Origin of the sequence: Citrobacter sp. KTE30 (assembly GCF_000398825.1) — a bacterium.
Taxonomy (GTDB): domain Bacteria; phylum Pseudomonadota; class Gammaproteobacteria; order Enterobacterales; family Enterobacteriaceae; genus Citrobacter; species Citrobacter freundii.
This window is the reverse complement of record NZ_KB976055.1, coordinates 15,812-38,607: the sequence shown is the minus strand read 5'-3', so window position 1 is coordinate 38,607 and position 22,796 is coordinate 15,812. Positions and strand designations below refer to the sequence as shown.

Here is a 22,796-nt window from a genome sequence, read left to right as displayed (position 1 = left end):
AATAACCACACCGAAGTGTGGTTAGAATTAAACGTACCTTTATTACTGGGTACTGGTGGTTGTGGTAGTTGTGGTTCCGGTATTAGAACCATCGCCGCCGCCGGTCGCCGCCAGGGCAACCCCCACCGCAGAACTTACGGTGCTCACGCTGGTTGCGGAGGAACTTCCTGCCGAAACCGACGCAGCAGCCGACCCTGCAGCCTCACCCACCTGAACGGGGGCGGCATAGACAGAGGTCGCCGCAAGCGCAGATATAGCCCAAAGGCCATACAGAACTTTTTTCATCACAAATTCCCTTCATTGTATGAATGGAGATTTACCCAAAAGAATTTCGGGCGAGATCGAGTATACACAAGCGAAGTATGCAAATTAGGTCGAGAGGGAATTTAGGACAATTAGATAACGAGAGAAAAAATGATTAACAGCAAATAATAAAAAACAAATTAATTCAAATAGTTAAAATATAATAGTAAAAACATAATATCCGGTAAATCTGAAAATATCAGAAACAGGATAACGTTGAATAAATTATTTTAGGATTAAGCTCAATTAAAGAGTGAAGTAAAAACGTAGATATCCTGGAGTAATCTTATAAAAAAGCCGATATTAATATCGGCTTTTTTATTTCATTAATGCCGGATGGCGGCGAAACGCCTTATCCGGCCTACAGGATATGTGCCTGTAGGCCGGATAAGCGCAGCGCCATCAGGCGCGCCAGGCTTTGTAACGGTTAATCAACCCATTAGTAGAAACATCATGGGAAGAAACAGTTTTATCATCGTTCAGCTCTGGCAGAATGCGGTTCGCCAGCTGTTTGCCCAGCTCAACGCCCCACTGGTCAAAGGTGAAGATGTTCAGGATCGCGCCCTGAGTGAAGATTTTGTGTTCGTACAGCGCAATCAGCGCACCCAGGCTGAACGGCGTGATTTCGCGCAGCAGGATGGAGTTCGTTGGACGGTTACCTTCGAACACTTTGAACGGCACAACGTGCTCAAGCGTAGCCGGATCTTTACCCTGGTCGCGATATTCCTGCTCAACCACTTCACGAGATTTACCAAAAGCCAGCGCTTCGGTTTGCGCGAAGAAGTTAGACAGCAGTTTCGGATGGTGATCCGACAGCGGGTTGTGGGTGATTGCCGGCGCGATGAAATCGCACGGCACCATTTTGGTACCCTGGTGGATCAGCTGGTAGAACGCATGCTGGCCGTTAGTACCCGGCTCACCCCAGATAATTGGGCCAGTCTGGTAATCCACCGCATTGCCGTTACGGTCAACGTATTTACCGTTGGATTCCATGTTGCCCTGCTGGAAGTAGGCCGCGAAACGGTGCATATACTGGTCATACGGCAGAATCGCTTCGGTTTCGGCACCGAAGAAGTTGTTGTACCAGATACCGATCAGCGCCAGCAGCACCGGCAGGTTTTTCTCAGCCGGGGTGGTGGAGAAGTGTTTGTCCATCGCATGCGCGCCGGAGAGCAGCTCAACAAAGTTGTCGAAGCCTACGGACAGGATGATGGACAGACCGATTGCAGACCACAGGGAGTAACGACCGCCAACCCAGTCCCAGAACTCGAACATATTGGCAGTATCAATACCAAACTCGCCAACCGCTTTACCGTTAGTGGAAAGCGCTGCGAAGTGTTTGGCTACGTGCTTGTTGTCGCCAGCGGTCGCCAGGAACCAGTCGCGCGCGCTGTGGGCGTTGGTCATGGTTTCCTGGGTGGTGAAGGTTTTGGAAGCGACCAGGAACAGCGTGGTTTCCGGGTTCACTTTTTTCAGCACTTCGGCGATGTGCGTACCATCGACGTTCGACACAAAGTGCATGTTCAGGTGATTTTTATACGGACGCAGCGCTTCGGTCACCATGAACGGACCAAGGTCAGAACCGCCGATACCGATGTTTACTACATCAGTGATGGCTTTGCCGGTATAGCCTTTCCAGCTTCCGGAGATGATCGCTTCAGAGAAAGATTTCATCTTCTCCAGTACCGCATTCACTTCCGGCATCACATCTTTGCCGTCAACGATGATCGGCGTATTGCTACGGTTACGCAGCGCCACGTGCAGCACGGCACGGTCTTCAGTACGGTTGATTTTCTCACCGGAGAACATGGACTTGATGGCACCCGCCAAATCGGTTTCTTTCGCCAGATCCTGCAGTTTAGCCAGCGTCTCTTCAGTGATGCGGTTTTTGGAGAAATCCACCAGCATCAGATCGTCAAACGTCGCGGAAAACTTAGTGAAACGATCGCTATCTTTCGCGAAAAGATCCGCGATAGTAACGTCTTTCATTTCTTCAAAGTGTTTTTGTAGTGCCTGCCAGGCTGAGGTCTGCGTTGGATTGATGTTTTTCATTAGCAATACTCTTCTGATTTTGAGAATTGTGACTGAGATCGATTGTAACGCCAGTCACAGAAAAGTGTGATTGTTTTAATGCCATTGCCAGGGCATCCGCCAAACGTGGCTAAAAAGTATAGCGGTTATCAGCGTTGTTATTAGTACCGTTACTCAACGCAGTTGCAGCATGAAAAATCCGCATAATCCCAGCGTTGACAGTGCAAGCTACACATTTTATTTATAAATACGGTATTTGCATTTGCGCCTGCACCGGTTTTCGTTCTGCCTTATGTGCCATGGTCGCTCTATTCATTCCCTGACACGAGGTAGTTATGACTGATGTAGTTGTCTCCAAGTTTGGTGGTACCAGCGTGGCGGATTTTGATGCCATGAATCGCAGCGCTGATGTCGTGCTTTCTGATGCTAACGTCCGTGTGGTGGTACTTTCCGCTTCTGCGGGAATCACCAACCTGCTGGTCGCACTGGCTGAAGGGCTGGAGCCAACCGCGCGCTTCGAAAAACTCGATGCCATTCGTCAAATTCAGTTCAACATTCTGGAACGCCTGCGTTATCCAAACGTGATCCGTGAAGAGATCGAACGTCTGCTGGAAAACATCACCACACTGGCAGAAGCGGCGTCACTGGCGACCTCAACCGCGCTGACCGACGAACTGGTCAGCCACGGTGAACTGATGTCTACCCTGCTGTTCGTCGAGATCCTGCGTGAACGCAACGTGCAAGCGCAGTGGTTTGACGTGCGTAAAGTGATGCGCACCAACGATCGTTTTGGTCGTGCAGAACCCGACGTCACGGCGCTGGCTGAACTGGCAACGCTCCAGTTGGCCCCGCGTCTGAGCGAAGGTCTGGTGATTACTCAGGGCTTTATCGGCAGTGAAGGCAAGGGCCGCACCACCACGCTGGGACGCGGCGGCAGCGATTATACCGCCGCCTTACTGGCAGAAGCCCTACACGCAACGCGCGTTGATATCTGGACCGACGTTCCCGGCATCTACACGACCGATCCGCGCGTGGTTCCGGCTGCGCAGCGTATTGATGAAATTGCCTTTGAAGAGGCCGCGGAAATGGCGACCTTTGGCGCGAAAGTGCTGCATCCGGCAACCCTGTTGCCAGCCGTACGTAGCGATATTCCGGTGTTTGTGGGCTCCAGTAAGGATCCAAAAGCAGGCGGTACGCTGGTATGTAATAAAACCGCGAATCCACCGCTGTTCCGGGCGCTGGCATTACGCCGTAAGCAGACGCTGCTGACGCTGCATAGCCTGAATATGCTGCACTCTCGCGGCTTTTTGGCGGAAGTGTTCGGCATCCTGGCACGCCACAATATCTCGGTCGATTTAATTACCACATCCGAAGTCAGCGTGGCGCTGACGCTGGATACCACCGGTTCAACGTCCACCGGCGATACACTGTTAACACAGTCTCTGCTGATGGAGCTGTCGGCGCTGTGCCGCGTGGAAGTCGAAGAAGGCCTGGCGCTGGTGGCGTTGATTGGCAACGACCTGTCCAAAGCCTGCGGCGTGGGTAAAGAGGTGTTCGGCGTACTGGAGCCGTTCAATATTCGGATGATTTGCTATGGCGCGTCCAGCCATAACCTGTGCTTCCTGGTACCCGGTGCTGAAGCCGAGCAGGTGGTACAGAAGCTACACCATAATTTGTTTGAATAAGTAGACGTCAACGCCCGATGGTTCTTAGGCCATCGGGCATTTTCACCGCATCACCGTGCCATATAGCAGCCTGTCCAATTCCCTCACATCCCCTTCCCGGCTGTCTGGTAAGGTTGGCGGGATTTCTCCTCTCTCCAGTTCGGCGCGGATAAACGCATGTAACAATGGACGACGCGGACCATACTCAGCCTCACCTGACCGCTGTTTGCGCGCCAGCAATTCGTCGATTTCCTGACGCAATGGCGCATCCAGTTCACTCCCCGCCAGCAGGTCGGCAAAACGCATCGGCGGCACGCCTTTTCCCGCCTCCACCCAACGTACCGCCAGCAGCGGCCGAATGACGTAGAAGTACTTCTTCAATCGCACGTCGTCACCTTGCAGATAGCCACGGAAGTTTTTCCGCGCCATCGAGTAGTAGTGCCAGCGGGCACGTAGCGGAGAAAACCATTTGGGCACCAACGCTTTCAGCGCCGAAACGGTCACTTCATCCTGCTGATAGACAACTGGCGAATCCAGCCACTCGATAAGCGTCGGGTTTGCGCCTTTGAGTAACCCCAGCGCCTTGCGCCATTCCCAGCCGCACACGTCCAGCTCATCATCTATCGGCAGCTCGATAACATCGCGTTGCGCTTCGACCCGCAGATACCATTCAGGGGGATGAACATAGAGAAATCGCACGTCGTAGTCGCTGTCCGGCGAGGCAAATCCCCAGCCACGGCTGCCGGATTCACAGGCATACAGCACCCTGACGCCATAACGCTGCTCAACCTCTTTTAGCTGGCGCAATACCCTTGCACGCATTGCGCTGTCCACTGTGTTGTCGCTCATTATTCTTATCCTTTTATGTTCACAAGGCCGTGCAGCACCTGATCCAGGCCCCCGAACACCGAGATTTTATCGATACGCTCAGCAACTCTTTCGAGGGTTTCCAGTTCTTTTAAGCGCAGCGCTACCGGGTTGTTTTCCATCACTTTTGCCGTATTTAACAGCGATCGCGTGGCGGCAGTCTCTTCACGACGTCGGATCACGTTGGCCTGGGCGGATTTTTCCGCTTCAACCAGTTGCGACAAAATAGCCTTCATATCGCCGGGCAGGACAATATCCTTCACCCCCAGTGAAGCCACTTCGATACCAAACGGCGTCATGCGGGCTTTCACCTGTGCGCTCACTACTTCATCGATCACCTGCTTATCTTCCAGCAATTCGTCCAGCGTGCGCGTTCCCACCGCTTCACGCAGCGCAAACTGCAATTCACGGTAAAGGTGATCCAGCGGTTTAGTCAGTTGACCAAATGCCAGCAACACATCGCTATAACGCCAGTTCGCCGCCAGGTTTAAACGCAGGTTGACCTTATCTTTGGTCAGTATCTCCTGGCCGCCAACCTCCAGCACCTGCAAACGGGTATCCACCACTTCCGCTTCAATCAGATGGTTTACCTTCCAGTATGCTGTTAACCCCGGCAGCAACAGCGCCTGAGTTTCACCGTCAATTTTCAGTACACCGACGTGCCACGCCGGGACCTGCACCGTTAAGATAGCTTCGCGACCTTTCACCGCACCGCTGCGACGGGGCTGTAATACTGCGTTCATCACGTCAACAGGAACCAAAACCTGACGTGTATCCATCCGTACCAGCTTCAGCGCTTCATCGGCCTGCCAGTACAGACGGCGCGTTGCCGGTGGCAAAATTTCCTGCAAGACGCCGTTCACATACAGCGCACCTGCTTCAGTATCGGTTAAATCAGCCACCACACAGTACTGCTCCACCCATGTAGGCTGGAAGCGACGTAAATACTCCGCGAGCGCTTCCGGAATTTCGCTGCCATCGGTATTGATTACCAGAACGTCCGGAGTGTTAAACCATGGCAAACGGTGTTCACCTGCATCCAGTACCTGATAGTAATCACCCTGTCGGGATAACAGGCCAAGCTGGCCTTTACGAATAGTGATTTTTTTCATCATTTTTTATTCCTTATTGTGAGTCAGGCGCGGGTGCAGGGGCGAAGCGACAGGGGAATTCCTTTTTGCCTGTCACACGGCATCATTACCGGCAGCCTGTTCTGAAGCGTGCTAACTGCGCATCACTCCGCTTTATTTCTATGATTAACAACCAGTTTTCATTCGGGGATGAAATTGGGAATCGAACCCACTGTGTGTCATCGGCTGACGGAACACTCCCGGAAAACAGCCTGTGCCGTTCCTGACGTGCCGGCGGGGTTTAACCCCCTGCGCTTTCAGCGTGATTGACGCAAGTGTTATTGCCAGAAGCGTGCCAGGAATTAAAACAAGCATATTTAATTTTTAATTAATTGATTTTTATGATTTTAATTATTAACACCAATAATGGTGGTTGTCTCAACGGGTTAATTTTTTTATCTTTTATTCTCTTATTTATCTTTTCGGATAAACCATGAAGAAGCGACGGGTAGTGATTGGCGTACTGGGAACGGTGCTCGATAAGCGCGGCAAGCGGGCCAATCGGTTTAAGAAGTGGCGACCCACGGTTGGGCTATGCCAACAACCCGATTTCCCTGTCGACAGGCTGGAACTCCTCCACCAGCCACGCGATGAGAGCATGGCGCAAAGGTTGATTGAAGACGTCGCGCTGCTTTCGCCGCACACCCATGTTCGCCCGCATGCCGTCACCATTAACGATCCGTGGGACTTTGAAGAGGTCTACGCCGCGTTTCTCGACTTTGCCACGCATTATGAATTTGATACGGAAAACGAAGAGTATCTGGTGCACATCACCACCGGCACTCACGTGGCACAAATCTGCTGGTTTTTGCTGACAGAAGCGCGCTACCTGCCCGCCAGCCTGCTGCAAACCGGCCCCGCGCCACGCGGTTCATCAGATGAGGCCATCGCCGCTGGCGTCTGCTCGGTTATCGATCTCGATTTAAGCCGCTACGCCACGCTCACCAGTCGTTTTCAGCGCGAACAGCAGCAGTCGGTCTCTTTTCTGAAAGCCGGGATTGATACGCACAACGCCACCTTCAATAAACTGATCGACCGCATTGAGCGGGTCGCTCTGCGTTCGACCGACCCGATCCTGCTCACCGGCCCTACCGGCGCGGGTAAATCCTTCCTGGCGAAACGTATTTTTCAGCTACGCCAGTCGCGGCATCTGGTGGCAGGAAAACTGGTTGCCGTCAACTGCGCAACCCTGCGCGGCGACAATGCGATGTCCACGCTGTTTGGTCATGTGAAGGGGGCGTTTACCGGTGCGCTCACGGCGCGTAGCGGATTACTGCGAGAGGCCGATGGCGGCGTGCTGTTTCTCGATGAGATCGCCGAATTAGGGCTGGACGAGCAGGCCATGCTACTCAAAGCAATTGAAGAAAAAACCTTTTTCCCGTTTGGGTCAGACAAAGAAGTACGCAGCGATTTTCAGCTGATTGCCGGCACCCATCGCGACATGCGGCAATGGGTCGCTGAAGGCCGTTTTCGCGAGGATCTCTACGCGCGTATCAACATGTGGTGCTTCGCCCTGCCCGGTCTGACGCAGCGGCGGGAAGATATCGCGCCGAACGTCGAGTATGAGCTGCAACGTTTCTCCAACAGCAAACAGACGCAAATCCGTTTCGATAAAGAAGCCCGCGCTTCCTATCTGGCATTTGCCTGCTCCCCACAGGCGCAATGGCGCGGCAACTTTCGCGAACTCAGTTCATCCATCGCGCGCATGGCGACGCTTGCCGAACAAGGTCGCATCACCTTATCCCTTGTCGAAGAAGAGATTGCGCTGCTAAAGGAGAGTTGGCAGATAGCAACTCCGCAGCCTGAACTGAATATGGACATTGACCTGTTCGATCGCCGCCAGTTAGAAACGGTACTGGAAGTGTGCCGCCGCTGTGCGTCGCTGTCGGAAGCCGGACGCGAACTGTTTGCCGTCTCACGGCAGAAAAAAGCCAATCCTAACGATGCAGACCGCCTGCGCAAATATCTCGCTCGTTTCGGGCTAAGCTGGGAAAGCGCTCACAGCGATCAGATACAATGAAACAATATCTAAATCTAATATTACCCAATCTGAACTGTTACTGGTTTTCCTAATTTCACCAGCATCATGACCAGCGCATCAAGAGTAAATTTGTTGGTTTTCTGATTAACAACATCTGAAACACGGGGCCGGGAAATATTCAGTTTCACAGCAGCTTCCGCTTGTTTCAGATGGTTTTCATGAATCCATCCGGAAATTTCTTGCATCAACTGCTGCTTCAGGAGAATGAGTTGTTCGACCTCGCATTCAGCATCATGCTTTAGGCTCTTCGCTTCCGCTTCTGCAAACCCCAGTTCGGCAAAAATATTGACATCCGGAGAGGTTACATGGCGAACCTTATTATCAACGGTATTGTTCATTTCTGATTCCTGTCTTCTTGCAAAGCCGTTCGATATCTAACTTTAGCAATGTGTTTATCGTGCTCAGAAGTACGTTTTGTCTTTTTATTGAAGCAATGCAGTACATAGACTGCGTTAGCATAGCGAGCAATGTAGATGATTCGGTATGCGCCAGATTCATACCTGAGCCTTACCTCCTCAACACCGCGACCTATCTCTGGCATCGGCTTCCAGTCAGCAGCTTCTAATCCCGCCTGTAAACGATGTAACTGAAAACCAGCGGTTTTACGTATATCTTCAGGAAAGCTTCGTAAATCATCAAATGAACTGCCAATCCAGACAATGGGCTTTAAGGCTCGCCTTATTGAAAGCATAACACATCCTTGTATAAAATTTTATACAAGCAATAAAATGTTGTAACCCACACGTTTTCCTGTCATTACGCTAAATCAGAATAGAAATTCCGTCACTTCAACAAGCTATATTTTGCGAGGCTCTTTCAGGATTAGTTTTATTCTGCACGAATTACCGTACACTGAGGATATCGGCTAACAGAGGGCACCCGTATGGCACTCCCCCGCATTACCCAAAAAGAGATGACCGAGCGCGAACAGCGTGAACTGAAAACGCTGCTCGACCGCGCGCGCATTGCGCATGGCCGGCTGCTGACCAACGCAGAGACCAACAGCATCAAGAAAGAGTACATCGATAAACTGATGGCCTTGCGCGAAGCGGAAGCGAAAAAAGCCCGCCAGTTAAAGAAAAAGCAGGCTTATAAACCGGATGCGGAAGCATCGTTTTCCTGGTCAGCGAATACGCCAACGCGCGGCAGACGTTAACGTCCTTTCTTCTTACGCCCCGGCGAGGTAAAGCGTTTACCGTTTGCTGCCGGGCGTGATTTCTCTTTCTCCGCAGATTTTTCGATTTTCACTACCGGGCGCTTAATGCCTGCGGTTTTTGGCTTCGCTTTCGCCTTCGGTTTGGCCTCTGAGGACGAGTTCTCAATCAACTTGAACAGATCGATCAGTTCGTCATCCGTCAGGTCGCGCCATTCACCAAGCGGCAGGCCGGACAAGCCAACGTTCATGATACGCGTACGCTCAAGTTTGGTAACTTCATAGCCAAAGTGTTCGCACATACGACGGATCTGACGGTTCAGCCCCTGAATCAGCGTGATGCGAAACACAAACGGCGCTTCTTTCTTCACCTTACATTTCTTGGTGACGGTACCGAGGATTGGCACACCAGCCCCCATACCACGGATAAAGTCATCAGTGACCGGCTTATCTACCGTCACCAGATACTCTTTTTCGTGATCGTTACCGGCACGCAGGATTTTATTCACCAGGTCGCCGTGGTTGGTCAGAAAGATTAGCCCCTGGGAATCTTTATCCAGACGGCCAATGGGGAACACGCGCTTGCTGTGATTCACGAAATCAACAATGTTGTCGCGTTCGCTGTCTTCGGTGGTGCTGACAATTCCTACCGGCTTGTTCAGCGCGATAAAAACCAGATCTTCCGCTTCACGCGGCTCAATCAACCGACCATTCACTTTTACGACGTCGCCAGGCATCACCTGATCGCCGATGGTGGCGCGTTTACCATTCAGGAAGACATTCCCTTGTTCGATAAAGCGATCCGCCTCGCGACGCGAGCAGATTCCGCTTTCACTGATGTATTTATTTAATCGGATGGATGAGTCGGGCAGCATAATTTCTCCTGTATACACTTCATCCTTCAAGCCGTCTCTGCGTTGGCTGCCCTCACTTACCCTGGTCACATAGTTATCTATGCTCCCAGGAATTCGTTCCCTTGCCGCCTTGATACAACTTGAATACTTTTGTGTATTAAAAGCGAAATATACCCTACCTTGCGGACGATAAAAAATAATCGTGTTCGACTGCCCACGCGCTATTTGTGATCCGTCACACCTTTTGACACAAAAGTGTCAGCGATCCATCCCTGCAATTTTGTTGGGTGAAAACAAGCAGAATCAATACATTAGAGAGACAAGCACATATGTGCCGACAGCACGCCATCACCACATCAAATGTGCAACACAATCGGTCATTACAGGGCACTGAAATAAGTGAAAATAGCTTTGAGATGGAGAACAGTTGGGGTTATATCAGATCAAGAAGACAATTTCGTGATTTGCACAAATGTGCAGGAGTCCAAAAATGGCGACGGAAAACAGCGATGATATCCGCCTAATCGTAAAGATAGCGCAGCTGTATTACGAACAGGATATGACACAAGCGCAAATCGCCCGCGAGCTGGGTATTTACCGCACCACGATCAGCCGTTTGCTAAAACGTGGACGCGAGCAGGGTATCGTCACCATCGCCATTAATTACGACTACAACGAAAATCTGTGGCTGGAACAGCAGCTAAAACAGAAATTTGGCCTGAAAGAAGCGGTGGTGGTCTCCTGCGACAGTGAACAGGAAGACGAACAACTCACCATGATGGGTGTGCACGGTGCACAGTTGCTGGAACGCTTACTGGAACCTGGGGACATTATCGGGTTCTCATGGGGCCGCGCGGTGCGGGGACTGGTGGAAGGGTTATCCCCTGCCAGCCAGTCGCGCCAGCTGATCTGCGTGCCGATTATCGGCGGACCGTCCGGCAAGCTTGAAAGCCGTTACCACGTCAATACGTTGACCTACGGCGCTGCGGCAAAGCTTAAAGGGGAATCACACCTGGCAGATTTCCCGGCACTGCTGGAAAACCCGCTGATCCGTAACGGGATCATGCAGTCACGACATTTTAAATCGATTTCCGCTTATTGGGATAATCTGGACATCGCGCTGGTTGGGATTGGATCTCCGGCAATACGTGATGGCGCCAACTGGCACGCTTTTTACGGCAGTGAAGAGAGTGATGACCTGCATGCTCGCCAGGTCGCCGGAGACATTTGCTCGCGCTTTTACGATATCAACGGTGCAACCGTAGAAACCAATATGAGTGAAAAGACGCTCTCCATCGAAACCAATAAATTAAAACAGACGCGTTACTCCATTGGCATTGCAATGGGTGAAGAAAAATACAGTGGGATATTAGGCGCATTACGTGGGAATTATATTAACTGTTTAGTCACCAACAGCCATACCGCTGAATTATTGTTGAAGTAAATAAATTCTAATTGGTCCTGCCATAATTAATTTTATGTGGGATCCCCTTATCTGAAATCGGGAGTTAATTATGCAAACGTGGTTAAACTTGCAGGGCAAAGTCATTATTGTTACCGGTGGTGCATCCGGAATTGGGCTGGCGATTGTTGAAGAGTTATTAGCGCAGGGCGCTAATGTGCAAATGGCGGATATTCACGGTGGTGACGGTAAATATGAAGGCCATAATGGATATCATTTCTGGCCGACAGATATTTCCAGCGCCAAAGAAGTTAATCATACCGTTACCGAAATTATCCACCGCTATGGGCGTATCGATGGTTTGGTGAATAACGCAGGCGTTAATTTTCCGCGGCTACTGGTCGATGAAAAAGCCCCCGCCGGGCAATATGAACTCAACGAAGCCGCTTTTGAAAAAATGGTGAATATCAACCAGAAAGGTGTGTTCTTAATGTCGCAAGCAGCGGCACGCCAAATGGTAAAACAGCGTAACGGCGTGATTGTGAATGTCTCTTCAGAAAGCGGGCTGGAAGGTTCAGAGGGCCAAAGTTGCTATGCCGCCACCAAAGCAGCATTGAATAGCTTTACCCGTTCCTGGTCGAAAGAGTTGGGCAAACACGGCATTCGTGTGGTGGGCATTGCACCCGGCATTCTGGAAAAAACCGGACTGCGTACCCCCGAATATGAAGAAGCGCTGGCCTGGACTCGCAACATTACCGTCGAACAGCTGCGCGAGGGCTACACCAAGAACGCGATCCCAATTGGGCGCTCAGGGCGCTTAAGCGAAGTCGCTGATTTTGTTTGTTATCTTTTGTCTGAGCGCGCCAGTTACATAACCGGAGTAACCACTAACATTGCTGGCGGAAAAACGCGAGGCTAAGGAGGTTTTATGGTCAATGCAATCTTCTGTGCTCACGGCAAACTGGCCTGCGCCATGCTGGAATCGGTACAGATGGTCTACGGTGATGCCAACGTTGAAGCCGTGGCATTTGTCCCCGGAGAGAACGCCAGCGACATCGTGGAAAAGCTGAAAAAGTTAGTAAGTATTCACACTGGCGATGAATGGCTGATTGCCGTCGATTTGCAGTGTGGCAGTCCCTGGAATGCTGCCGCGACGCTGGCGATGCACAATCCGGCGATACGGGTCATTAGCGGGTTATCACTGCCGTTGGCGCTGGAGCTGGTAGACAACCAAAGCAGTATGAATGTGGATGAACTGTGCGAACACCTGACGACCATTGCTCAACAAACCTGTGTCGTCTGGAAACATCTGGAAACGGCCGAAGAGGATTTCTGATGAACATTACCCTTGCTCGTATTGATGACCGCCTGATCCACGGTCAGGTCACCACCGTCTGGTCGAAGGTGGCGAATGCCCAACGGATTATTATCTGTAATGACGACGTTTATAACGATGAAGTACGTCGTACATTATTACGTCAGGCCGCCCCGCCGGGAATGAAAGTGAACGTTGTTAATATCGAAAAGGCGGTCGCAGTTTACCATAATCCGCAATACCAGAACGAAACCGTTTTTTATCTATTTACCCGCCCGCAGGATGCATTAGCAATGGTAAAACAAGGGGTAAAAATCACCACATTAAATATTGGCGGCATGGCCTGGCGACCAGGTAAAAAACAATTAACCAAAGCCGTTTCTTTAGATAACGACGATATTCATGCGTTTCGTGAGTTAGATAAACTGGGTGTCACGCTGGATTTACGCGTCGTCGCATCCGATCCATCTATTAATATTCTCGAAAAAATAGAAGAACAATCGTTCGCTGAATAAATAAAAATGCCTGTGTACTTATGCTTTAACAGGCAGGGATGATCACATTCACAAGGTGACATATTATGGAAATAAGTACCCTACAAATTATCGCCATATTTCTATTTTCCTGTATTGCAGGAATGGGCAGCGTGCTGGATGAGTTCCAGACCCACCGTCCGCTAATTGCTTGTACCGTTATCGGCCTGATCCTCGGTGATTTAAAAACCGGGATTATGCTCGGCGGCACGCTGGAGTTAATCGCTCTTGGCTGGATGAACGTCGGCGCAGCGCAGTCTCCCGATTCGGCGCTCGCCAGTATTATCTCTGCCATTCTGGTTATCGTCGGTCAGCAAAGCATTGCTACCGGTATCGCCATCGCCCTGCCGGTGGCGGCGGCAGGCCAGGTACTGACGGTATTCGCCCGTACCATCACCGTGGTGTTCCAGCACGCGGCGGATAAAGCCGCCGAAGACGCCCGCTTTCGTACCATCGACATGCTGCACGTTTCCGCTCTCGGTGTACAGGCGCTGCGCGTTGCCATTCCTGCATTAATCGTCTCGCTGTTTGTCAGCGCCGATATGGTCAGCAATATGCTCAACGCCATTCCGGAATTCGTCACCCGCGGATTGCAGATTGCCGGTGGCTTTATCGTGGTGGTCGGCTACGCCATGGTGCTGCGCATGATGGGGGTGAAGTACCTGATGCCCTTCTTCTTCCTCGGGTTTATCGCTGGGGGTTATCTCGATTTGAGCCTGCTGGCTTTCGGTGGGGTTGGCGTGATTATCGCGCTGGTCTACATCCAGTTGAACCCACAGTGGCGTAAAGCCGAACCGCAGGCGCAACCCGCCTCTTCTCAAGCTATCGATCAGCTTGATGACTAATGGAGCCAGCCATGGAACAGAAAAAACTGACCAAATCCGACCTGTTTAGCATGTTCGTTCGCTCCAACCTGCAACAGGCGTCATTCAACTTTGAACGCATTCATGGGCTGGGCTTTTGCTACGACATGATCCCTGCCATCAAGCGCCTGTATCCGCTGAAAGAAGACCAGGTCGCAGCACTCAAACGGCACCTGGTGTTCTTCAATACCACACCTGCCGTTTGCGGTCCGGTGATTGGCGTGACCGCCGCGATGGAAGAAGCTCGCGCCAACGGTGCGGAAATTGACGACGGTGCCATCAACGGTATCAAAGTTGGGCTGATGGGTCCGCTGGCCGGCGTCGGCGATCCGCTGGTATGGGGAACGCTGCGCCCGATTACCGCCGCGCTCGGCGCATCGCTGGCGCTGTCCGGTAACATTCTCGGCCCACTGTTGTTCTTCTTTATTTTCAATGCAGTACGTCTGGCAATGAAGTGGTACGGCTTACAGCTTGGCTTTCGTAAAGGGGTCAACATCGTCAGCGACATGGGCGGCAATCTGCTGCAGAAACTGACCGAAGGCGCATCGATTCTCGGCCTGTTTGTGATGGGAGTATTGGTCACCAAATGGACCAGCATCAACGTGCCGCTGGTGGTATCGCAAACGCCTGGCGCAGACGGCACCACCGTCACCATGACCGTGCAGAACATTCTCGACCAACTCTGCCCCGGCCTGCTGGCGTTGGGTCTGACACTGCTGATGGTGCGTCTGCTCAACAAGAAAATTAATCCGGTATGGCTAATATTCGCCCTGTTTGCGCTGGGAATTATCGGTAACGCACTGGGCTTCCTGTCCTGATTTTTTCGCTCCGGCAATGCCGGGGCAACTTCAACAAATAGTCCTCGAAAGAGGAAGAGGTGGTAACAATGCAAACAACAACAGCTTTACGTCTTTATGGTAAACGCGATCTGCGCCTGGAAACTTTCGACCTTCCTGAAATGCGGGATGACGAAATTCTGGCCTCAGTCGTAACCGACAGCCTGTGCCTTTCTTCCTGGAAAGAGGCTAACCAGGGCGAGAACCACAAAAAGGTGCCGGACGATGTGGCCACCAACCCGATCATCATCGGTCATGAGTTTTGCGGCGACATTATTGCCGTAGGCAAAAAATGGCAGCATAAGTTTCAGCCCGGCCAGCGCTATGTCATTCAGGCTAACCTGCAACTGCCGGATCGCCCGGACTGTCCCGGCTACTCCTTCCCGTGGGTGGGCGGTGAAGCCACGCACGTCATCATTCCTGATGAAGTCATGGAGCAGGACTGCCTGTTGGCCTACGAAGGTGAAACCTATTTTGAAGGTTCGCTGGTTGAGCCGCTATCCTGCGTGATTGGCGCATTCAACGCCAACTATCACCTGCAGGAAGGCTCTTATAACCATAAGATGGGCATTCGTCCGCAGGGACATACACTGATACTCGGCGGCACCGGTCCGATGGGACTACTGGCGATCGACTATGCACTGCATGGCCCGGTTAACCCGGCGCTGCTGGTGGTAACCGATACCAATAACGACAAGTTGAGCTACGCCCGCAAGCACTATCCATCAGAACCACAAACGTTGATCCATTATCTCCACGCCCAGGATGCGAGTTATGACACCTTGATGGCGCTGAGCGGCGGGCACGGGTTTGATGACATCTTTGTGTTTGTGCCCAACGAACAGCTGGTTACGCTGGCCTCTTCCCTGCTGGCTGCCGATGGTTGCATGAACTTCTTTGCTGGTCCGCAGGATAAGCAGTTTAGCGCGCCGATTAACTTCTACGACGTACACTACGCCTTCACCCATTATGTTGGGACGTCTGGCGGCAATACCGACGACATGCGCGCGGCGGTAAAACTGATCGAAGAGAAGAAAGTTCAGGCGGCAAAAGTGGTGACGCACATTCTGGGGTTAAATGCGGCAGGTGAAACAACGCTGGAACTGCCAAAAATCGGCGGCGGGAAAAAACTGGTTTATACCGGCAAAGCCTTACCATTAACCGCGCTCACGCAGATTGATGATCCAGCCTTGCGCGATATCCTGGAGCGTCATCAGGGGGTCTGGTCGCAGGAAGCCGAACAGTACATATTGTCTCACGCCGAGGAAATTTAACATGATTAACCGCGACACCCAGTTGTGCATGTCGCTTGCCGGTCGCCCTGGCAACTTTGGCACTCGCTTTCACAACTATCTGTATGAAAAATTAGGGTTAAATTTTATCTACAAAGCCTTTACCACGCAGGATATTGAGGCCGCAGTGAAAGGCGTTCGCGCGCTGGGTATCCGCGGTTGCGCGGTATCAATGCCGTTTAAAGAGAGCTGCATGCCGTTTCTGGATGCCATCGATCCTTCCGCAAGCGTCATTGATTCCGTCAATACCATCGTCAATGACAACGGTACGCTGACAGGATTTAACACCGACTATATTGCGGTAAAAAGTCTGATTGCCAGCCACCAGCTCGATAGCAGTGCACGCGTGATGATTCGCGGCAGCGGCGGCATGGGCAAAGCGGTGATTGCCGCCTTTCGCGATGCGGGGTTTACGGATGTAATCATTGCCGCACGTAATCGAGAGAGCGGCACTACGCTGGCAAAACAGTACGGTTTCCAGTGGCAGCCGCAGCCGGATGGAATTGCCTGCGATATTCTGGTCAACGTGACGCCCGTCGGCATGGCGGGTGGTAAAGAAAGCCATGAGCTGGCCTACAGCGAAGCGATGGTCGCTGCCGCCTGCGTAGTGTTTGACGTCGTCGCCCTGCCGCCAGAAACACCGGTGATTAAGCTGGCACAGCAGTTGGGTAAAAAGACCATCAGCGGCGCAGAGGTGATTGCCTTACAGGCCGTAGAGCAATTCGCCATGTACACCGACGTGCGCCCGGATAACGCGCTGATTGCCGAAGCAGCAGAATTTGCGCGGGCGGGGTAAAGGAGCAGGAACAGAGCGCCGGGGATGGGCGCTCTAATAGCCATTAATCAGAAAATCAATCGCATCTCGAAGTTCTGCCCTGTTTGCGGTCAGATCTCCCACAAAGTTACCCACATTCTTCACAGGTATGCCTGTCATCATGTACGTCATCACCACATAGGCTTGCCCACCAATGCTAACAACCGGGCAAATTTTAGCTGGCGGGACTTCGTTGGGAAACTGGCTTAGCGCTATAACGGGTGCGACCAGTACATGCTGCAAAACAGCGGCCACCGGATGCTGTAAGCTAATTAAAAACGGATAAACGCTTTTTCCACTTCCTGTATTCTCATAAGCGCAATACTGCTCCATCAGAATGTCCTTTGAAAATCACTGAACGAACCGTTTTCTTCCACCCATTGATTTAATGCTTCTATCGATTTTTTATTATCCCGCAACCATTCTTCGCGTTTGTTCTCGCGAAATTTTTCGATCAGGGCTTCGGTTAAAACCGCTGACAGATTGATTTTAAGCTTGCGCGCCTCTTCCAGTATCTCTGGAGCCAGAGAGACATTGACTGATTTTTTTACCTTAGACACAGTGCGCATGATAACCCCCATAGCAGTGCGCATGATATGCCTAAGATTAGCGTAATAAGCGAGCATTTCCTATTCCCCGACCAGCAAATCATCATGTCACACTAAGGTGGTTGCACAGGCCTGTCACGCCCCGAAGAAGATGTCTGCGAGGCGCTTTCCAGATTAGTTTAGGGAGTCGCTGACAAACAGCTGCTGGTCAGCTTTCGCTTCCAACTGCGCCAGCGCGGGAATCAACTGGCTGATATTTACCAGACTGTGTCCTAACTGGCATATGCTCTCATAGGCAAAATGTTCCTGACCTTCACCCGCCATGGTCAGCAGGCTTTCGCCCATAAAATTCAGCGTCTGGTACAACCCTGCCAGCGCCTCTTCACAACCAAACGATAGCGCCAGATTTTCTTCGGTGGTGAGATGGCGACAATCAAGATGGCGGAACGCCTCGGCGAGTGGAAAATAAAGCAGGTCAGCTTGCGGTATGAGAGAAGAAGACGCAAAACAGGCGTTAGTGGTACTATTAGCATCAGCCATAGCATTACCTCGTATAATGTTGTGGTTAGACGCCCTGATCGTGTTCCCGCACTTTCGGGGCGTTGTCATTTTTGGTGTGTGAGAGTAATGTGTCATCACACATACTCACACTACTCTTGTGTAATTAAGGTGTCAACACACATGAACGAAAGAAGAGGCAATCCCCCGTTTCAATTCCGTCTGGATCCGGAACTGCGCAAAGCGATGGAAGAAGCACAACGGCAGGATGGCGATGAATCGTTGGCAGCCTGGATTAAACGTGTGATCAGAAAAGAACTGAAGCAGAAAGGGATTGAAGTCTAGCGATCGGCATTATGTATCGTTTTCTGGAGGTCTGCTTAGAGCGAGGAGCGGACATTCCGGTAAAGTGCATTTTTTTAAATTCATTCTTCATAACATTTTTTTGACGTTGTCTAACCAGTCTGGAAGATGCTCTCTATACCAGTTTAGATAAATGGGAAATGCAGCCTTTTTCCGCTTTTGAAGTAGGGTAATCACTTCAGTGACAATCCAGGCTTTGGCTATAGCAATTTCTCTGGCCAGATCTATGATATTTTTGTGGGAGGATAGCTTGCAATAGCGTTCTGAAAGGGCCATAAACATTTGTTTTTTCCCCATTCCCTTTATAAGGGGAGCTAGATCGATAGCAGGACTCCCTTTGCCAAATCTTTCCCAGTCAAAAAGAACTAAATCACCGTTTTCTCTCATTCCCCAGTTGCCTGCGTTGCTGTCGCCTGAAACCAGGCTTTGGTAGCCAAATAACTCATTACTACATTGCTGAAATCGTCGTAGCTGCTGTGCACTTTTTTCTGGTAACGCCAAAAGCACGAGAGAGTTTTCTAACGCTTTTTCTGTCCATGTATGAGTGTGATAAAGCCATTCAGAATGCGCAGGATAACGATGCAGGCGGCCCAGCATAGCTATGGCATAATCATTTGCCACATTGGCTTGTTCAACCGAATAAGGAATATACTCCATACTTAATTGGCGTAAGGCTGCATCAGCAGACAAGAGCTTAGGAGTTGCAACCTCTGCCTGATTAAGCTCTGTTGCCACGTATTTATAAAAGGCCCATTCAACTTCGCTGACAGGCCACTTCTCTATAACTATATGATCACAATCACTGGTATTCAGAGCCACTCTGGCAGTGCCCATTTTGGATAAATCCATGGCAGACATGCACTATCCCTTCAAAATTAGCGGATTGGTTGTTCTTGTTTATTAAGTGTAATGCAAATAGGTAGTGGTGCGGATGAAGTTATAAAGCACCATTCCTAATTTGCGCGTATGGCAACGTCCGCTTTTGGCACAAAGCAGCCCCCTCTCCCCTGTTATCGTTTCGCGTATCAACCGCAGCATCCTGGAAAATTACGCATTACTGCGATGTGCTTTCCTGTTTACGCCCACCAGCATTTTCTCTTATCTCCCAGTTTTTTATTCTCTACTTTCAACTTGTCAATTCATAATGTAGTTTATAAAATACATGGAACGTAATCATGGAAATTCTTCAGACCACGGTTTTCCAACGCTGGGAACAGTATCTTCGGGATCGCAGGGCCAAAACGCTCATTGCCGCACGACTTTTTCGACTGCCGAATGGTTGAGCTGGTGATGTTAAACCTATTGGAGAATGCTCGCCCGTTCACTGGACTATCAGGAGACCTTCCGCCATGAATAAACTTACTCACTACGATCCTGCCACTGCGCTGGTTGATGATGAAGAAATTGCCGTGTTTATGGCCGATGCCCTCGAAACAGGCGATGCAACGTACATTGCAAAAGCGTTGGGCGTGGTGGCACGCGCTAAGGGAATGGCGAACATCGCGGCAGAAACGGGATTATCCCGCGAGCAGCTTTATCGTTCTTTTAGTGAGAAAGGAAACCCGACGCTGAAAACCACGCTGGCTGTGATGAAGGTGCTCGGTATTGGATTGACACTTAGGAAATAGTCCCAGCTTCTATCTCCCCTTCCAACATCGTGAGCCATATCAGTAAGGCGTCAGGCTGATAGTGGTAGCATTAGCGCGGTTTGTAATTTTCTGATTACATGGAGAAATGATGGAACTGCTTTTATTGAGTAACTCGACGCTGCCGGGCAAAGGCTGGATGGAACATGCGCTGCCGCTGATCGCAGAGCAACTGAATGGTCGCCGCACGGCGGTGTTTTTTCCGTTCGCTGGCGTGACGCAAACCTGGGATGAGTACACGGCGAAAACGGCAGCCATCTTTGCGCCAATGGGCGTTAACGTTACCGGTATTCATACCGTTGCCGATCCAATTGCAGCCATTGAAAACGCCGAGCTGGTGATTGTCGGCGGCGGGAATACCTTCCAGTTGCTGAAAGAGAGTCGTGAGCGCGGGTTGCTGGCGCCGATCGTGGATGTCGTCAAACGCGGTGCGCTGTACATCGGCTGGAGCGCGGGTTCCAACCTTGCCTGCCAGACCATCCGCACCACCAACGACATGCCGATTGTCGATCCCAAAGGCTTTGATGCGCTGGGTCTGTTCCCGCTGCAGATTAACCCACATTTCACCAACGCGCTGCCGGAAGGCCACAAAGGCGAAACGCGTGAACAGCGTATTCGCGAACTGCTGGTTGTGGCACCGGAGCTGACGGTGATTGGCTTGCCGGAAGGTAACTGGATCAAGGTGAGTAACGGTAAGTCCGTGCTCGGCGGCCCGAACACCACGTATATCTTTAAAGCGGGTGAAGAGGCGGTTGCTGTTGAAGCAGGCCACTGCTTTTAGTTGATTTGTTGTCTGATGCCGGATGGCGGCATAAATGCCTTATCCGGCCTACCGCTTCACCTCACTCAATAATCATCCCGCTCATCGTCTTCATCCGGCTGTTCCAGCACGCTGTAGGCCACGGAGCAAAACAGCGAGTTCAGACGCTGCATATCGCCCAACAGTGCCAGGTGCAAGGAGCTGGTTTCAATGCTCTGCACGTTCTGCTGATGCAGACGGTCAACGTGCGCGTGCGAATAACGACGGTTGAGAATACGGAAACGGTGCTTGCTGCGGCGCAGACGGCGGGCGCTGGTCACATCGCCTGAGAAGAACACCGACATCGCCAGTTGCAGATTGCTGAGCAACTGATCGTAAAGCGCATCCAGCTCTTTCAGCCCTTCCACAGAGAATGCCCGACGGGCGGCCAGCGACTTATCGGCAATCTCGCTGCCCATACGTTCAACGATATCGGAAGCCTGTTCGAGGTTGAGCGACATTTCGATAATCTCCGCCCAACGGCGTGATTCCTCTTCCGCTAGTTCATCCTTTGGCATCCGCGCCAGATAGAGCTTAATCGCTGTGTACAACACGTTGATGTCATCCGCCATCCTGCGCAACTCTTTCTCTTCGCGCGGCTCGCCGTGCATCACCTTCTTCAACCCGTCCATCATCTGCTCCATCGCGTCGCCGATACGCAGCGCTTCGCGGGCGGCATTAGCCAGAGCGAGCGTCGGCGTATCCAGCGCACTGACGTCCAGATGTTTGGGCTTCAGATGCGCATCCAGCTCCGGCTCATCGCGGATGATGCGTTTACAAAAACGCGCCATCGGTTCGGCGAACGGCACCATTGCCACGCAGCGCACCAGGTTGTAGAAGACGTGGAAGTAGATAACCAGTTCAGATTTCGGCAGCGGCAGTTCATCCATCAGATTGGCCAGCGGATGAACAAACGGCAGGATAATCAGGCTGCCCACCAGCTTAAACAGCAGGCTGCCGAGCGCCACACGACGGGCAGCAGCATTCGCAGCACTGTTGTTGAGCATCGCCAACAGACCAGAGCCGAGGTTGGCGCCAATCACCAGACACAACGCTACCGGGAACGAGATAATGCCCGCCGCGGTCAGCGTTGCCGTCAGCAGTACCGCCGCCAGGCTGGAGTAACTGATAATCGCAAACATGGCGCCAATCAGCGCATCCAGCATGATATCGCCGGTAAGTGAGGCGAAAATAACCTGTACGCCATTAGCCTGAGCGATCGGCGTTACTGCCTGCACAATCAGCTCCAGCGCCAGTAAAATCAGCCCCAGTCCAATACCGACCCGCCCCAGTTGCCCCACGCGGGACTGCTTACGGCCGAGAAAGAAGATCACGCCGATAAAAATCAGCAGTGGCGACAGCCAGGAGAGATCGAAGGTCAGGATACGCGCCATCAGCGCGGTCCCCACGTCGGCACCGAGCACAATCACCAGCGCAGGGGTCAGCGCCACGAGATCCTGCGCGACAAACGACGTCACCAACATGGTGGTAGCGTTACTGCTTTGCACCAGGGCAGTGACGCCGATTCCGGCACAGAAGGCGAGCGGTTTCTTTTCAACGCTACGGCTGAGCACGGTGCGTAAACGCGCGCCGAAGACGCGCATCACGCCGGTACGCACAATATGCGTACCCCAAACCAGCATCGCGACGGCAGAAAGCAGGTGTAACAGAGTTAACACGGAATCAAGTACTCCTTATCGTTATATGTTCCTGGGCTCGGCGCAGATAGCGTGCCTGATGGCGCTGCGCTTATCAGGCCTACAGAATGTCCCTTGTAGGCCGGATAAGGCGTTTACGCCGCCATCCGGCAAACAGCGCTCGCGAACCTTCTTTCAGTATAAGGG

General features: G+C 51.7%; 26 protein-coding genes. 14 read left to right on the top strand and 12 right to left on the bottom strand.

What is annotated here, in order from left to right:
* Positions 1-42: 42 nt before the first annotated feature.
* Together yjbE and pgi are read right to left on the bottom strand one after the other, a co-directional pair.
* Positions 43-285, bottom strand: a complete 243-nt coding sequence (yjbE, locus tag WC1_RS22395; protein ID WP_003826562.1) for an exopolysaccharide production protein YjbE — start codon at positions 283-285, stop codon at positions 43-45.
* Between the two features lie 420 nt (positions 286-705).
* Positions 706-2,355, bottom strand: a complete 1,650-nt coding sequence (pgi, locus tag WC1_RS22400) for a glucose-6-phosphate isomerase (protein WP_003031668.1) — start codon at positions 2,353-2,355, stop codon at positions 706-708.
* Positions 2,356-2,669: 314 nt separating this feature from the next.
* Here pgi and lysC point away from each other — a divergent pair, with 314 nt between their 5' ends.
* Positions 2,670-4,019, top strand: coding sequence for a lysine-sensitive aspartokinase 3 (gene lysC, locus WC1_RS22405; protein WP_003844704.1), 1,350 nt, complete (start codon positions 2,670-2,672; stop codon positions 4,017-4,019).
* 42 nt (positions 4,020-4,061) lie between these two features.
* On the opposite strand, the gene WC1_RS22410 is transcribed toward lysC, so the two are convergent.
* Both WC1_RS22410 and WC1_RS22415 read right to left on the bottom strand, forming a co-directional pair.
* Positions 4,062-4,847: a nucleotidyltransferase domain-containing protein gene (locus tag WC1_RS22410; RefSeq protein ID WP_016149393.1), complete on the bottom strand. Its 786-nt coding sequence runs from the start codon at positions 4,845-4,847 to the stop codon at positions 4,062-4,064.
* Positions 4,848-4,852: 5 nt separating this feature from the next.
* A complete protein-coding gene (locus WC1_RS22415; RefSeq protein ID WP_003841393.1) occupies positions 4,853-5,980 on the bottom strand; it encodes a slipin family protein in 1,128 nt (375 codons plus the stop codon).
* Between the two features lie 448 nt (positions 5,981-6,428).
* Between WC1_RS22415 and rtcR the strand changes: the two genes are divergently transcribed.
* Positions 6,429-8,015 (top strand): RNA repair transcriptional activator RtcR, encoded by a 1,587-nt coding sequence (rtcR, locus tag WC1_RS22420; protein WP_016149392.1) that lies wholly within the window; start codon positions 6,429-6,431, stop codon positions 8,013-8,015.
* Between the two features lie 20 nt (positions 8,016-8,035).
* Here the strand turns inward: rtcR and WC1_RS22425 are convergent, their stop codons facing one another.
* Both WC1_RS22425 and WC1_RS22430 read right to left on the bottom strand, forming a co-directional pair.
* Positions 8,036-8,374: a helix-turn-helix domain-containing protein gene (locus tag WC1_RS22425; protein WP_003841397.1), complete on the bottom strand. Its 339-nt coding sequence runs from the start codon at positions 8,372-8,374 to the stop codon at positions 8,036-8,038.
* A complete protein-coding gene (locus WC1_RS22430; protein ID WP_016149391.1) occupies positions 8,371-8,727 on the bottom strand; it encodes a type II toxin-antitoxin system RelE/ParE family toxin in 357 nt (118 codons plus the stop codon). Before WC1_RS22430 ends, WC1_RS22425 begins: the two co-directional genes overlap by 4 nt.
* 192 nt (positions 8,728-8,919) lie before the next feature.
* Between WC1_RS22430 and WC1_RS22435 the strand changes: the two genes are divergently transcribed.
* Positions 8,920-9,192, top strand: a complete 273-nt coding sequence (locus WC1_RS22435; RefSeq protein WP_003826541.1) for a YjbD family protein — start codon at positions 8,920-8,922, stop codon at positions 9,190-9,192.
* On the opposite strand, the gene rluF is transcribed toward WC1_RS22435, so the two are convergent.
* Positions 9,189-10,064 carry a 23S rRNA pseudouridine(2604) synthase RluF gene (gene rluF, locus WC1_RS22440; RefSeq protein WP_008786901.1) on the bottom strand — a complete coding sequence of 292 codons (876 nt, stop codon included), beginning with the start codon at positions 10,062-10,064 and terminating at the stop codon, positions 9,189-9,191. The two genes, WC1_RS22435 and rluF, sit on opposite strands and share 4 nt — an antisense overlap.
* Positions 10,065-10,533: 469 nt before the next feature.
* Here rluF and WC1_RS22445 point away from each other — a divergent pair, with 469 nt between their 5' ends.
* From WC1_RS22445 to WC1_RS22480, 8 genes are all read left to right on the top strand, one after another.
* On the top strand, positions 10,534-11,487 hold the full coding sequence (locus WC1_RS22445; protein WP_003844696.1) for a sugar-binding transcriptional regulator: 954 nt from the start codon (positions 10,534-10,536) through the stop codon (positions 11,485-11,487).
* A gap of 70 nt (positions 11,488-11,557) precedes the next feature.
* Positions 11,558-12,364 carry an SDR family oxidoreductase gene (locus tag WC1_RS22450; protein WP_003031649.1) on the top strand — a complete coding sequence of 269 codons (807 nt, stop codon included), beginning with the start codon at positions 11,558-11,560 and terminating at the stop codon, positions 12,362-12,364.
* Positions 12,365-12,373: 9 nt separating this feature from the next.
* Positions 12,374-12,781, top strand: a complete 408-nt coding sequence (locus WC1_RS22455) for a mannose/fructose/sorbose PTS transporter subunit IIA (RefSeq protein WP_003031647.1) — start codon at positions 12,374-12,376, stop codon at positions 12,779-12,781.
* Positions 12,781-13,275: a PTS sugar transporter subunit IIB gene (locus WC1_RS22460; RefSeq protein WP_003031646.1), complete on the top strand. Its 495-nt coding sequence runs from the start codon at positions 12,781-12,783 to the stop codon at positions 13,273-13,275. Before WC1_RS22455 ends, WC1_RS22460 begins: the two co-directional genes overlap by 1 nt.
* Before the next feature lie 65 nt (positions 13,276-13,340).
* Entirely contained in the window at positions 13,341-14,138 is a 798-nt protein-coding gene (locus WC1_RS22465; protein WP_003841402.1) for a PTS mannose/fructose/sorbose transporter subunit IIC, read from the top strand.
* Positions 14,139-14,149: 11 nt separating this feature from the next.
* The gene (locus tag WC1_RS22470) at positions 14,150-14,974 is read left to right on the top strand and encodes a PTS system mannose/fructose/sorbose family transporter subunit IID (RefSeq protein WP_003031641.1); all 825 of its coding nucleotides are present in this window, start codon (positions 14,150-14,152) and stop codon (positions 14,972-14,974) included.
* 68 nt (positions 14,975-15,042) lie between these two features.
* Complete coding sequence (sorE, locus tag WC1_RS22475; RefSeq protein WP_003031639.1) at positions 15,043-16,266, top strand: L-sorbose 1-phosphate reductase; 1,224 nt, start codon at positions 15,043-15,045, stop codon at positions 16,264-16,266.
* Between the two features lies 1 nt (position 16,267).
* Positions 16,268-17,080: a shikimate 5-dehydrogenase gene (locus WC1_RS22480; RefSeq protein WP_016149390.1), complete on the top strand. Its 813-nt coding sequence runs from the start codon at positions 16,268-16,270 to the stop codon at positions 17,078-17,080.
* 33 nt (positions 17,081-17,113) lie between these two features.
* On the opposite strand, the gene WC1_RS22485 is transcribed toward WC1_RS22480, so the two are convergent.
* The 3 genes from WC1_RS22485 to WC1_RS22495 all read right to left on the bottom strand — a co-directional run bounded on the left by WC1_RS22485 (position 17,114) and on the right by WC1_RS22495 (position 18,186).
* A complete protein-coding gene (locus WC1_RS22485) occupies positions 17,114-17,431 on the bottom strand; it encodes a CcdB family protein (RefSeq protein ID WP_003841409.1) in 318 nt (105 codons plus the stop codon).
* On the bottom strand, positions 17,431-17,724 hold the full coding sequence (locus tag WC1_RS22490) for a type II toxin-antitoxin system CcdA family antitoxin (protein WP_032947883.1): 294 nt from the start codon (positions 17,722-17,724) through the stop codon (positions 17,431-17,433). Before WC1_RS22490 ends, WC1_RS22485 begins: the two co-directional genes overlap by 1 nt.
* Before the next feature lie 96 nt (positions 17,725-17,820).
* The gene (locus WC1_RS22495; protein ID WP_003841415.1) at positions 17,821-18,186 is read right to left on the bottom strand and encodes a hypothetical protein; all 366 of its coding nucleotides are present in this window, start codon (positions 18,184-18,186) and stop codon (positions 17,821-17,823) included.
* 141 nt (positions 18,187-18,327) lie between these two features.
* Here WC1_RS22495 and WC1_RS24590 point away from each other — a divergent pair, with 141 nt between their 5' ends.
* Positions 18,328-18,489: a phage protein gene (locus tag WC1_RS24590; protein ID WP_003841416.1), complete on the top strand. Its 162-nt coding sequence runs from the start codon at positions 18,328-18,330 to the stop codon at positions 18,487-18,489.
* Positions 18,490-18,576: 87 nt separating this feature from the next.
* Here WC1_RS24590 and WC1_RS22505 read toward each other — a convergent pair whose 3' ends face one another.
* Entirely contained in the window at positions 18,577-19,365 is a 789-nt protein-coding gene (locus tag WC1_RS22505; protein ID WP_003844688.1) for a phosphotransferase family protein, read from the bottom strand.
* 491 nt (positions 19,366-19,856) lie between these two features.
* Here WC1_RS22505 and WC1_RS22510 point away from each other — a divergent pair, with 491 nt between their 5' ends.
* Positions 19,857-20,135, top strand: a complete 279-nt coding sequence (locus tag WC1_RS22510) for an addiction module antidote protein (RefSeq protein ID WP_016149388.1) — start codon at positions 19,857-19,859, stop codon at positions 20,133-20,135.
* Positions 20,136-20,244: 109 nt separating this feature from the next.
* A complete protein-coding gene (gene pepE, locus WC1_RS22515; protein ID WP_016149387.1) occupies positions 20,245-20,934 on the top strand; it encodes a dipeptidase PepE in 690 nt (229 codons plus the stop codon).
* Positions 20,935-20,999: 65 nt separating this feature from the next.
* Here pepE and WC1_RS22520 read toward each other — a convergent pair whose 3' ends face one another.
* Positions 21,000-22,631 carry a Na/Pi cotransporter family protein gene (locus WC1_RS22520; RefSeq protein WP_016149386.1) on the bottom strand — a complete coding sequence of 544 codons (1,632 nt, stop codon included), beginning with the start codon at positions 22,629-22,631 and terminating at the stop codon, positions 21,000-21,002.
* Positions 22,632-22,796 lie beyond the last annotated feature (165 nt).